At 43.6% G+C, this 12,656-nt stretch carries 12 protein-coding genes; 7 read left to right on the top strand and 5 right to left on the bottom strand.

Annotated elements, in window-relative coordinates; all coding sequences use genetic code 11:
• Positions 1-262: 262 nt before the first annotated feature.
• On the bottom strand, positions 263-604 hold the full coding sequence (locus tag C8D97_RS09095) for a winged helix-turn-helix transcriptional regulator (RefSeq protein ID WP_109763468.1): 342 nt from the start codon (positions 602-604) through the stop codon (positions 263-265).
• A 145-nt stretch (positions 605-749) separates the two neighbouring features.
• Here C8D97_RS09095 and C8D97_RS09100 point away from each other — a divergent pair, with 145 nt between their 5' ends.
• Positions 750-1,727: a zinc-dependent alcohol dehydrogenase family protein gene (locus C8D97_RS09100; protein ID WP_280951674.1), complete on the top strand. Its 978-nt coding sequence runs from the start codon at positions 750-752 to the stop codon at positions 1,725-1,727.
• Positions 1,728-1,821: 94 nt separating this feature from the next.
• Positions 1,822-2,625: an SDR family NAD(P)-dependent oxidoreductase gene (locus C8D97_RS09105; RefSeq protein WP_109763470.1), complete on the top strand. Its 804-nt coding sequence runs from the start codon at positions 1,822-1,824 to the stop codon at positions 2,623-2,625.
• Between the two features lie 49 nt (positions 2,626-2,674).
• On the opposite strand, the gene hexR is transcribed toward C8D97_RS09105, so the two are convergent.
• Positions 2,675-3,523: a transcriptional regulator HexR gene (gene hexR, locus C8D97_RS09110; protein WP_109763471.1), complete on the bottom strand. Its 849-nt coding sequence runs from the start codon at positions 3,521-3,523 to the stop codon at positions 2,675-2,677.
• Positions 3,524-3,773: 250 nt separating this feature from the next.
• On the opposite strand from hexR, the gene zwf reads away from it, so the two are divergent.
• From zwf to C8D97_RS09135, 5 genes are all read left to right on the top strand, one after another.
• Positions 3,774-5,267 carry a glucose-6-phosphate dehydrogenase gene (zwf, locus tag C8D97_RS09115; RefSeq protein WP_109763472.1) on the top strand — a complete coding sequence of 498 codons (1,494 nt, stop codon included), beginning with the start codon at positions 3,774-3,776 and terminating at the stop codon, positions 5,265-5,267.
• Between the two features lie 58 nt (positions 5,268-5,325).
• Entirely contained in the window at positions 5,326-6,039 is a 714-nt protein-coding gene (gene pgl, locus C8D97_RS09120; protein ID WP_109763473.1) for a 6-phosphogluconolactonase, read from the top strand.
• 64 nt (positions 6,040-6,103) lie between these two features.
• Complete coding sequence (gene edd, locus C8D97_RS09125; RefSeq protein ID WP_109763474.1) at positions 6,104-8,002, top strand: phosphogluconate dehydratase; 1,899 nt, start codon at positions 6,104-6,106, stop codon at positions 8,000-8,002.
• Positions 7,999-8,952 (top strand): glucokinase, encoded by a 954-nt coding sequence (glk, locus tag C8D97_RS09130; protein ID WP_109763475.1) that lies wholly within the window; start codon positions 7,999-8,001, stop codon positions 8,950-8,952. Before edd ends, glk begins: the two co-directional genes overlap by 4 nt.
• A gap of 54 nt (positions 8,953-9,006) precedes the next feature.
• Complete coding sequence (locus tag C8D97_RS09135) at positions 9,007-9,642, top strand: bifunctional 4-hydroxy-2-oxoglutarate aldolase/2-dehydro-3-deoxy-phosphogluconate aldolase (RefSeq protein WP_280951672.1); 636 nt, start codon at positions 9,007-9,009, stop codon at positions 9,640-9,642.
• A 107-nt stretch (positions 9,643-9,749) separates the two neighbouring features.
• Here C8D97_RS09135 and C8D97_RS09140 read toward each other — a convergent pair whose 3' ends face one another.
• The 3 genes from C8D97_RS09140 to C8D97_RS09150 form a co-directional block, all read right to left on the bottom strand.
• Positions 9,750-10,316: an opioid growth factor receptor-related protein gene (locus C8D97_RS09140; RefSeq protein WP_109763476.1), complete on the bottom strand. Its 567-nt coding sequence runs from the start codon at positions 10,314-10,316 to the stop codon at positions 9,750-9,752.
• A gap of 236 nt (positions 10,317-10,552) precedes the next feature.
• Complete coding sequence (locus C8D97_RS09145; RefSeq protein WP_109763477.1) at positions 10,553-11,290, bottom strand: hypothetical protein; 738 nt, start codon at positions 11,288-11,290, stop codon at positions 10,553-10,555.
• Positions 11,291-11,359: 69 nt separating this feature from the next.
• Positions 11,360-12,337, bottom strand: coding sequence for a lipase family protein (locus C8D97_RS09150; RefSeq protein WP_109763478.1), 978 nt, complete (start codon positions 12,335-12,337; stop codon positions 11,360-11,362).
• Positions 12,338-12,656: the final 319 nt, after the last annotated feature.

Here is a 12,656-nt window from a genome sequence, read left to right on the forward strand (position 1 = left end):
GTGAAAGAGAAATAATAATAAAAAGGTTTCGTACGAAGCGATGGATCTAGAAAGGGCCGGATTTAGAAAGGGTGTTTTGAAAAAGAAAGTTAATGTGAATAACGTATGACTCGAAGAGTCATTAGCCCATGGAATGGCTCGACTCTAACGGTAAGAAATAGCAAAGTGAAATAAAGCAATATGAGAAGTAAGAAGTTAAAAATTCTAACCAGTGTTTGAGTTTTAATCGTTTTGCAAGCTTCATTCAAAAATTAAACTAGCATTAGGCCTCTTGCTTCACCTTCTTCAAATGCTCGGTGCCCCACTTTTGCAGAGCCGTAATAATTGGCGCTAGCGTCAAGCCGTAATCAGCCATTGAATATTCCACTCGTGGTGGCACTTCGGGATATACCTTCCTTACTATCAACTGATCAGCCTCTAATTCCCGGAGTTGCTTGGTTAGCATTCTCTGCGTAACGCCCGGCATCAGCCGCCGGAGTTCATTGAAACGGATGGTGTCCGAGAGCAAGTGGAAAAGAATAACGCCTTTCCACTTGCCGCCGATTAAAGCAAGTGTTGCTTCTACTGGGCAGCCTTCACTGCAGTCATAAACAGTATGGCTCATGTTTTCTCTCCTTTAGTATACTTTTGTATACTACATGTCTTTTTTGTGCGTACTTACATACATGTATTGTATGTCGTATTCTGTTTGTTAATCCACCTGTTATAGGCGGAAAATACTTAAACTGAGGATATGGAATATGAAAGCAATGCTTATCAACGCCTTCGGCGAGAACGCTAAATTTGAAACTTCCGAAATTGACACTCCGATTGCGGATAGTGGTCAAGTACTTGTCAAAATTGCAGCATCCAGTGTCAACACTGTCGATACCATGATTCGTAAAATGGGTAACGACTTACCCTTGTCACCGGATACGCCTGCACTTTTGGGGATGGACTTTGCCGGAACGGTCGAAGCCGTTGGCGAGGGTGTAGAGGGCTTCTCCATAGGTGATGAAGTGTACGGTTGTGCTGGGGGACTGGCGGATCTACCTGGTACGCTAACTGAGTATATTGCAGCAGACGCCAAACTTGTCGCTCACAAGCCCGGCAACCTATCTATGGCAGAAGCTGCAGCGTTACCATTGGTGGCAATCACAGCTTATGAAGGTTTGGTGCGTGCCGGGGTTAAACAAGATCAAACCGTATTGGTACATGGTGGCTCTGGTGGCGTGGGCCACATTGCCATTCAGCTTGCTAAGTATTTTGGTGCCAATGTCTACTCAACGGGCGGGGGTGAGAAGCAAACAAAATTGATTCAGCAGTTAGGTGCTACGCCGATCAATTACAAAACGGAGTCCGTCGCTGACTATGTTGCAGCACATACCCAGGGTGAAGGATTTGATGTTGTGTTTGATTCCGTTGGGGGAGAAAATCTCACTAAGTCGTTTGAGGCTGCGGCATTAAATGGGCATGTTGCAACAACCGTATCTATGTGTGAGCTGGATTTAAGTCCTGCCCATTTTAAAGGCTTGTCTCTGCATGTTGTGTTTATGCTGATCCCCATGTTGCACAATGTTAAGCGCGAAACCCACGGTGAAATTTTGGCTGAAATTGCAAAAATTGCTGAGTCTGGAAAGTTGAAACCTGTTCTAGATGACAAACAATTTTCTTTAGTTCAAGCAGGTGACGCGCATGCTCGGTTAGAGAGCGGTCAAGCCATGGGCAAGGTGGTTATCAATCATTAAGCGTCTCAAAACTATTGAGATTCAATAGACCAAAAGCAAGCAACGAGCTGATGAAGTAGTGTCGGCCAAGTGATGCGAGACAAGGACATTATTTATGAGCAAGACCATACTGATTACAGGTTCCACCGATGGAATCGGGCTAGAAACCGCAAAGTCGCTACTCAAGCAAGGGCACCGGGTGCTCGTGCACGGACGCAATCCGGAAAAAACCAGAAGGGTGGGAAAAGAACTGGAAGCTCTAGCTTCGGCTGAGCAAATCGAGCTTTTCACCGCTGATTTGTCGATATTGTCTGAAGTTAATCAACTAGCAGAAGATATTAAGCAGCGCGTTGGTAGCCTGGACGTTTTGATAAACAACGCAGGCATATTTAAGACAGATAATAAAGTGGTATCCAACGGCATCGATGTCCGCTTTATGGTTAATACAATTGCTCCGTGGGTTTTAACGCGAGCGTTGATGGATCTGCTTTCCACAGACGCAAGAATCATCAATTTGTCCTCCGCCGCTCAGGCCACGCCAAATCTTGCGGCTATACGGGGGGAAGAATCTATATCGGATGATCTTGAAGCTTATGCACAAAGTAAATTAGCGCTCACAATGTGGTCGATGGAGCCGGCAGCCATCGAGCTGTCGTCCCATCAGTCGATTGTTGCGGTTAACCCGGGATCCATGTTGGGCAGTAAAATGGTTAAGGAGGGGTTTGGTACAGAAGGCAAAGATATTGGCATTGGCGTGCGAATTCTTCAGCACCTTGCTGTTGAAGCCGGAGCAATCCGATCCGGGCAATATTTTGACAATGACGTTGGTGATTACGCCAGTCCACACCCTGAGGCGGAGAACCCCGAGCAGCGTTTAGCGATGCTATCCGCCATTAACTTTGTAGCAAGCAAAGCTTGAGTAGTTTACAAACAAGCGACTCAATAAGACGTGCACATGGAAATAAACTTTACTCTTTTGGCAGTCGGGTTTCTTTTAACGACTCTTTGATCCGCTTAAGGTGTTCCTGAAACACAGGGCCTCGTCTTAACATGACGCCTGTGGCAAGAATGTCGGTAATGGTTAGGTGAATAATTCGTGACGTCATGGGCGTGTAAATATCGGTATCTTCCTGATCGCCCGGAACTTCAACGACCAGGTGACAAATATTAGCCAGTGGCGAATCTGCGCTGGTGATGCCGATCACCTGTGCGCCAGATTGTGAGGCCATTTGCGCGGCTTCTATCAGTGGAATGGTTCGTCCTGTGTAGGAATAAAGAACAAGAACATCGCCGGTTTGTGAAGCGGCTGCTGCCATGCGTTGTTTTAAAACATCGTCGTAAGCGATGGTTGGTGTGCCCAGACGAAAGAAGCGGTTTTCTGCATCTAATGCAACGGCACCGGAGCTGCCCAGTCCGTAAAACAGAATCCGTTTGGCCTGAGCCAGAGCGTCAACAACTCGGCTGACCGCGGTGGTATCAACCATTTTACGGGCTTCACTTAAGGACATCATGGTGGCATCAAACAGCTTATTGGTGAACTCTTCGGTGCTGTCGTCCAATGAAACATTACCCGTAAAGTAAGGGGTTCCTGTGGCCAGGCTTTGCGCCAGTTGCAGTTTAAAATCAGGAAAGCCCTTACAATTCATGGAGCGGCAAAACCGGTTAACGGTAGGCTCACTAACGGCGGCGGCTTTTGCCAGAGCGGCAATGCTCGACTGATAGGCTTTTTGAGGATCCACCAGCACTTCCTGTGCGACCTTTTTTTCTGATTTGCTGAGCGTTTGTAGAGCTTCTTCAATGCGATTAATGAGTTTCATGGCGTAACCTGACCTGATTTTGTGGCAAAACTATAGCAATTTTAACGGTTTATCGAAAGAGAGTTTCATTTTTTTGTAATTTTTTACCATAACTGCACTGCAAATGTAATTAAATTACATGTTGAAAGCTTTAATAGGGTTAATGCAAACGTATTTATTGGATTTTTCCGGTTAAAGTCGTTGTTATTATACAGTATGTTCGTATAATGGTAGGCACAGTCCTTTATTTTATGTAATAAAATTTCAAAATATGACATTTTCGATCAATGAGAAAGCGTGCAATCTGATTTTATTTGGCGGTAATGGCGATTTATCCTATCGAAAGCTGCTGCCTGCCTTGTTTAATCTCGAGCGCAAAGAGATGCTGCACGATGATCTTAATATTATTGGTTGCTCCAGAACCGAACTGTCGGATGAGGTGTTTCAAAGTGAAGCGCTTGAAGGACTCAAAGAAAACGCCACGTCTAATCCGGACGAGTCCCCGGAAATCACACAACGCTTTTTAAATCGACTGTCGTTTTTATCGGTGGATGCCAGTGATACCAATGATTTTCAGCAATTAAAGCAGCATCTATCTTCATTAAAAGGCAATGGCTGTCATATTTATTATCTGGCAACGCCTCCGGGTTTATTTGTGCCTATTTGCCAGCACCTCGAAGCTGTCGGTTTGGTGAATGATAAATCGCGACTGATCATTGAAAAGCCTATTGGTTATAACCTTGACTCTTCCATTGAAATAAACGATCAGGTTGCGGCAGTCTTCGCGGAAGATAATATCTATCGCATCGATCATTATATGGGGAAGAGTGCGGTTCAAAATCTGTTGGCGCTGCGATTTGCTAATGTCATGTTTGAACCCCTGTGGAATCAAAATTACATTGATCATGTGCAGATCACCGTGTCTGAATCTGTCGGTGTCGGCAATCGAAAAAGTTTTTATGACAATGTAGGGGCATTGCGGGATATGGTGCAAAACCATTTATTGCAATTGCTTGCACTTATTGCCATGGAGCCGCCAACGCACCTTAATCCGGAAGCGTTAAAGCATGAAAAAATAAAAGTCTTTCGATCATTGCGACCGATTGAGGGCAAGCGAACCAAATACAATACTGTGCGTGGGCAGTACAGTGCCGGTGAACTCGATGGCGAATCATTGCCAGCTTATAATCAGGAAGGGGATAACCCTAAGCCGAGTAATACAGAATCCTTTGTTGCTTTAAAAGTGGATATAGATAACTGGCGCTGGTCTGGTGTGCCTTTTTATTTGCGCACGGGCAAACGATTGTCGAGCCGTTATGCAGAAATTGATATTCAATTTAAAGAAATACATCACTCGATTTTTAAATTACCCACCAAAGCCAACCGTCTTATTATTCGGTTACAGCCGAAAGACAGTATTCAATTAATGTTGATGAATCAGGAACCTAATTTGTCCGGTGCGGTAAATCTGGTCTCGGATCCATTAAATTTAAGTTTTACCGATCAGTATGATCCTGCGGATATTCCTAAAGGTTACGAGCGATTATTGTACGATTGTATTATTGGTGATCCCACATTATTTATGTCGCGCTATGAAGTGGAAGAAGCCTGGCGCTGGACCGACACCATATTAGCCGGTTGGGAAGAGTTTGATGTGCCAGTACTTTATTATCCCGCAGGCTCGATGGGTCCTGATGCCGCTGAACAGTTATTGGCAAAAGACGGCCGTAAATGGTTTAACAATAATGAGCATGAACAGGAATAAATTTACTATATAAGCGATTAGGCTATTAGCAAATAGCGAATTAATACAGGCAGTGAGTATGACAGTCGAAATTTCTGGTTTACATTATTTTGATAGCCGAGAAGAAGCGAATGAGGCATTGGCAAAACAAATTGCCGAGCAATTAACTCTTGGTATTGAATCAAAAGGGTTAGCCTCTTTATGGTGCAGCGGAGGTTCTACACCAACCGCATTGTACCAAACGCTCGCACGTTCCAATCAAGTGGCGTGGGAAAATGTTTTAATATCGTTAGTGGATGAGCGTTGGGTACCGCCAACGGATGAAGCCAGTAATGAGCGGTTAATAAAACAAAACTTATTGACCGGAAATGTCGAGCAGGCATCTTTTGTTCCTTTTTTTCAGGTAACGCCGTCACCGGAAGACAATCAAAAACAGTTGGAAGTCGAATTAAAACATGCTGTAACCGGACCGCTGGATGTGGTTATTTTGGGAATGGGTAATGACGGTCATACCGCATCCTTATTTCCATGCGCAAAAGACACCCAACAAGCGGTTGCCAGGGAAAACTCAGATTATACAGCAGTGACTCATCCTGAAATGGCGCCGCATCCACGCTTAACCTTAACATTAAACAGGTTGTTGGCGTCTCGTAATATTTACTTGTTGTTGTTTGGCGAAGACAAACTGAAAACCTTAAACAAGGCAGAGCAGCAGGGTGATGAATTATTAATGCCGATCCGTTATTTTTTACGCAATACATCACCTGCGTTACAAATATATTGGGCGCCATGATTATAAGCAAATGTGTTAAAGATTAACGTTAAAAATACACCAATACATTATTTAAAGAGTTGATATGAGTACCAGTGGTAATCAAAACATTGCATTAAATAAAACCGTGCATCAAGTGACGCAGCGAATTATTGAGCGCAGTAAACATTCACGAGCCGACTATTTAAAGCAAATGGCAAAAGCCAAAACCGATAAGCCGAATCGCTCGGCCTTGTCCTGTGGTAACTTGGCTCATGGTTACGCCGCTTGTGGCATGCAAGAGAAACAGGTTTTAAAAGGGATGGAGTCGCCCAATATTGCCATCGTTTCGGCTTACAATGATATGTTATCGGCGCACCAGCCCTATAAAGAATACCCTGACATTATTAAAGCGGCTGTGCAGTCTACCGGTGCAACGGCACAATTTGCCGGTGGCGTACCTGCCATGTGCGACGGTGTCACTCAGGGGCAGGATGGCATGGAGTTAAGTTTGTTCAGCAGGGACTTAATTGCACAGGCATCGGCCATTGCTTTATCGCATAATATGTTTGATGGCGCGTTATTTTTAGGTATATGCGACAAGATTGTTCCTGGGTTGGTAATGTCTGCGTTACGATTTGGTCAGCTACCTTGCATTTTTGTGCCGGCAGGCCCCATGCACTCCGGTATTCCAAACGACGAAAAAGCGCGTGTTAGAAAATTATTTGCTGAGGGTAAAGTTGGTCGCGATAAATTGCTAGAGGCGGAAAGTCAATCTTACCATTCGGCTGGCACCTGCACATTTTATGGCACCGCCAATACCAATCAAATGTTAATGGAAATTATGGGGCTGCATTTACCGGGTAGTTCTTTTGTTAATCCAGATGCACCCATTCGACAAAAGTTAACCGAATACGCTTCTGTTCGCGTTACACAATTAACCGCGCTTGGAAAAAATTATCGACCCATTTGCGATGTTATCGATGAGCGCTCTATTGTTAATGGCATTGCTGGATTGTTGGCTACTGGTGGCTCTACCAACCATACCCTTCATATTATTGCCATTGCAAAGGCAGCAGGCATACAGATTAATTGGGATGATTTTTCGGAGCTGTCAAAAGTTGTTCCGTTACTGGCTCGCGTTTATCCGAATGGTCAGGCCGATGTGAATCATTTTCATGCCGCCGGTGGCATGGCGTTTATTATTTCCGAGTTATTGGCTGCCGGGTTATTACACGGTGATGCGAAAGCGGTGTATGGCGACAGCATCAGTGATTATATCGATGAGCCTTTTATTGAAGCCGATAAACTGGTGTTTAAAAAGGGTGAGCATCACTCAAAGGATAAAGATGTATTAAGGCCCGTGTTAGAGCCGTTTCAATTAGAAGGCGGCCTGCAAATTTTAAAAGGTAACCTTGGTCGAAGTGTGATTAAAACCTCTGCTGTAAAACCAGAGCATAGAATCATAGAAGCAGAGGCCAAAGTGTTTCATAGCCAACACGATCTGGCGGCGGCGTGTCAAAATAATGAAATTAATAGTGATACGGTTGCGGTTGTGCGTTTTCAAGGACCTAAAGCCATTGGTATGCCGGAGCTGCATAAGTTAACGCCTTATCTTGCCAATGTGCAAGATAAAGGATTGAACGTTGCCTTGGTGACCGATGGTCGAATGTCGGGCGCTTCGGGCAAAGTACCTGCGGCGATTCATTTGACACCAGAGGCCGTTGACGGCGGATTAATTGCAAAGGTTCAAAATGGTGATCGTATTTTAATGAACGCCGAAACCGGTGAGCTAACCTTAATGGTCTCCGAAGAGGAATTAGCGAAGCGACCTTTGGCAACCGAAAATATCGAGCAGCATCATTTTGGAATGGGGCGAGAAATGTATCAACTCATGCGGCAAAATGTTTCAGGTGCAGAGCAGGGTGCCACTATTTTTCAGTTTAATGACACAACTGAAAAAGCGTCTCAACAAGCCTCAACAATATCAAGTAAAACACGATGAGTTTTCATTTGCTGGCTGATATTGGTGGCACCAACGCCCGGTTTTCGGTGGTAGAGCCGGGGACAACCGAACTTCAGCATATTCAAACCTTTCAATGTGAAAACTTTGGTTCACCGTTGCAGGCGATTAATCATTATCTGTCACAAATTTCGGTAAATATTGAACAGGCCTGTTTGGCGCTGGCATGCCCGGTTGCCAATGATGCCGTTAAACTCACCAATAATCACTGGCAGTTTTCACAAAAGCAACTGGCGCAAAGTCTAGGAGTGAGTCGGTTAATTGCTATTAATGATTTTACCGCAGCTGCTATGGCAACCACCGTACTGCAAGAAACCGATTTATGTCATTTAAAAAGTGGCTCGGTGTTTAACGCTCAATTGCAACGCTGCATTGTTGGCCCGGGTACCGGACTTGGTGTTGCCGCTATGCTTCCTGAAAAGCAACGCACACATGTGTTGAGTACCGAAGGTGGCCACCGAAGTTTTTCTCCAGAAAATGATATAGAAGATTATATTCTGCAGTTTTTGCGCAACGAGCTGGGCATTGTTTCATGCGAAGAACTCTTATCCGGTCGTGGTTTGGTCAATATTTATCGGGCTATATGCAGTTATCACAATAAGCCAGTGCATTATTCTGATGCCGAAGAAATTGGCAATGCGGCATTAAATGATGATGAAATAGCGCTTGTTTCTTTGAATCAGTTTTTTTCCACACTGGGCAGCATTGCCGGAGACTTTGCTTTATCTTTAGGCGCAACTGGCGGCGTGTATATAGGCGGAGGGATTGCCCCTCGGTTTTCTGAGTTGTTATTAGCCAGTGATTTTAGACAACGTTTTGAAAATAAACTTAATTATCAAAAGTATTTAAAGAAAATACCGACGGCAATTGTTATGCACCCACAACCCGGATTGCTTGGGGCCGCTGCTTATTTAATTAATGTTCGTTTATAAATATTTTTCGACTGATTCGTTAATCATTTTATTTTTTAACCAGAGAGATTAAACGTGGTTCAACATCATCCCATACGTCATATTATGCAGCAGGCACCGGTGGTTCCTGTTTTGGTTATTCGCGACTTGGAAAAAGCTGTGCCTCTGGCAAAAGCGTTGGTCAATGGTGGTTTAAACGTACTGGAAATTACCTTACGCAGTGACGTTGCACTGGAGGCTATTGAGCGTATTCAAGCTGACGTACCTAATGCCATTGTTGGGGCCGGTACGGTGACTAATGAACAGCAGTTAGCAGAGCTGGATAAACGAAATGTTGCCTTTGCGGTGAGTCCGGGATTAACGCCAAAATTACTGTCGTCTGCCGAGAGTTATAAGGTTGCTTTGTTGCCCGGTGTCGCCAACGCGTCTCAAATAATGATGGGTATGGAATACGGGTATGAAAACTTTAAGTTTTTTCCTGCCGAAGCTTCTGGTGGAATAGCGGCATTAAAATCATTTTACGGCCCCTTCAACTCACTTAGATTCTGCCCAACCGGAGGCATATCACCAAGTAATTTTAAACAGTATCTTGACCTACCGAACGTAGAGTGTGTCGGTGGTACCTGGGTTGCCCCTGATGATTTGATTGAGGCTAACAACTGGGGTGAGATTGAGCGCCTGGCGAAAGCCGCGGTAGTCGATAGTCAGTAATAAGAACTGCCAAACCTTTTGAAGTTTTATAAAGTAAAGAGGTTAATGAGCTTTTTATTTTGATATTAATAGAAAGCAAAACTGAATTAACGTGATTTAATACGTCCTCAGCCAGCCTCTTCAAAATCTTCTAGTGTTAGCTCTATGTTTTCTTCTGCTGCTATGGCGTCCATCCAGAAGGGAATGGATGGCAATTGCGTTAAACTTAAACCGGCCTTATTCACTTCAGAAAGTAAAAATTCGCAGGCTTTATTGGCCAATGAATTTTGCCCAAGTAAAGTGAGGCATCTAAGCATTCGTGTGATGCGTAACTGGTTGTGATTCGACAGGCAGCACCATTTCTGAGATTGTGTTTCAAACTGGCCAGTGCGTACGATTTCGTTTTGATGATTATGACTGAATCCCCAAAATGCAGACAGGGTATCGAATGAACGCTCCAGGTTGGCTTGAATAGTCGAGGACTGTCGTGCGTTAACAATCACTTCTGGTGTCAGCAACGGCGCTTCAGGATTAATTCGACTGGGTTCTGGCAATGGAAATAACCACTGAATAAAGTCGTGAGTATGTTCCAGTTCATCAAAGGTCATGGTCCAAATATCGATCAGCGCCCGATTCTTATGATCGGTGCCTTGTTGCTGATAAAAACTTAACCACTGCTCGCCAGTTTGCGTCATAAACCTGAACCTGCAAATTAATTAACGATGGCAACGCAAAAATGACATTACGTTGAGTCATTTAAATTAATGGAATTAAGCCGTGAAATCGAACCTTGCAGTGACTGGCGGTATATTTTGCCGATAAGCTGCACTCTTTGTCTGTTTGCAACAACAAAAAGTTGTTACAAACAAGAAACACTTCTGCGATAAACCCTTGAACAGAGATATCCAGGCAAAGAGCGCAACAAAACAGTTTAAGCCAATTTGAAGTACTCGGGCTTAGCCAGTTGAGCGCCTGCCATCAATTGTTTATTGATCCGCTCTGTTTTAGCAAAAGAGCCAGGATTATAGTGGTTAGGTGGGTGTTTTTTACTTAACCAGCCCATTTTTTGATAGGTATTGGCTAACATTTGCGCGCAAAAGGCATTCAGCATACCAGCGTTGATATTCAGTTGGCCTTCAATCCAGTGCATGAACTCCTGTTTGGTTGGCGGGAAAGGCGTACCATCGTATTGATACATCACCGACCAAAGTTGTTTTTCATCAATCTTGACACCGGATAGCCGTGCCACGGCAAAGCGATATTTTGAGCCGTCAGGTGATGGGTAAAGCTTATCGAGTGATGTTAAATAGTCCTCCAGCTTTAATAAGTGAGTGCCGGGGTGTTTTTTGTCCGATAGTTTATCAATTTGATCATCCAGCTTATCTACGGTATCGGCGGTCCAGACGTACAACTGATGATCATCAAGTCCTTGTTGATCGTGATGAAAGCGAACAATCATTGCGGAGTGACTGAAATCTGTTCCATCAACCTGTTCAATCATTCGGCTTTCTGCTGCCGTTCCACTGCATAACAAAGCTGAACCACAAGGAATGGTTGCAGCAAGTTCTGTTAATGTTTTCAGTTTACTTTCATCGTAATCTGCGGGCGCTTTATGGTCTTTTACCGCGTCATTTTCTACCGCTGTTAATAGGTCATTTATTATGCTCATAGTTTGATCTCTATTTTTATCCGTTAATTTATTCGTTGTTATTGTAGTGAGTGTAAAAAGAAATATGGATTAGCGTTTGCTTTGCCTGTTAAGCGTAGTGAAGTGGCAAACCGTTGAGGTATCCGGTACAAAAGAATTAATGTTGTAGTGATTCATGGGTACGGGTAATTTACTTTTAGTACAAATACCTTGTTCATTTCTTGAGGCGCACTTAACAACCGCCTGGTAATTGAGCGCGGAATGACTGTCGATGAAATCCAGTTTTCCGCTCCAGCAATCTTTGTAAAACGCAATCAAATAAGCTTGAGGTATGTGTTGATAACCAAACTCTTTTGGTGGCAAGCAAGGGACGATATCGTAAGTATTTTGAACTCTTAACGTTTGGGTGTCGTGATTTTTTTGCGCCGGTTGTTGCATGTAAAAGTCAACAAAGTGTTGGTTACCCACACGAGGCGAAGCAAAGTTAATGGTTTGAGCGATAATTGCTGAGTCTGATAAAGCTATATCGAGCGTAAACAGTTCACTTAAAGCGGCGCCAAGACTGTGTCCGGTTATAAGTAATCGATGAATCGGTTTGTCGGATTTTTGAAAGCGCTCAATAAACTCAAATAACTGAGATTGCATGGACGGTATTTGAGAACTGCAAGAGGTGTAAACATCATAAAACCCTGATTCCACGGTTACTTTTTGGGGTATTACTGTAGCGCTTTTAAAAGCACTGAATTTACAGCTTTCGACACCTAAGTCATCAATCATATCGAGCAAGGAAGTTGTCCCACGAAATGAAAAAATATACTCATAAGGTGCCTGAGTGGTTCTGAATATAACGCCGTACACTTCACCTTGCTTGTCATGACTGAAAATGGAATCGACTCCAGTCCAGTAATCCACAAACTCATAGCCATCGGGCGCAGTTATTTTTGATGTTTGGCACTCCATGGGGTGCGATGTGTCGAAAGCGTTATAGGCTTGTAAGCTGGCGTTAATGAGTAGTGTTACATAGTGCTTATTGGTTTCATTTATTGTGGTTATATAATGCGCGCTCATGGTTATCTTAATCCTTGATAGTTATTCACTTGAAGCTCATGCACTTGATCGTCACAGATCAATTATTGCTAAATTTTTTAAGCGAGTGATACAAAATATCTAAACTTAAAAACTATGAATGTTTAACTTAAAAATAATAGTCGAATTTTTAAGTGGTTCTTTTAAGTGGTTATTTTAAGCGGTTAACTTTTTACCAGGCAGCGACTGTATTTTTCAAGCTGATGTTTTTTCTGTTTTTCAGCAATTGAGCAGCAGTGGTGTAGCCGGGTGCTCATTCCTTGAATCACCCACTTTATGAAGTCTGGTTTAATAACTCAAG

Source organism: Pleionea mediterranea (assembly GCF_003148745.1).
Classification (GTDB): domain Bacteria; phylum Pseudomonadota; class Gammaproteobacteria; order Enterobacterales; family Kangiellaceae; genus Pleionea; species Pleionea mediterranea.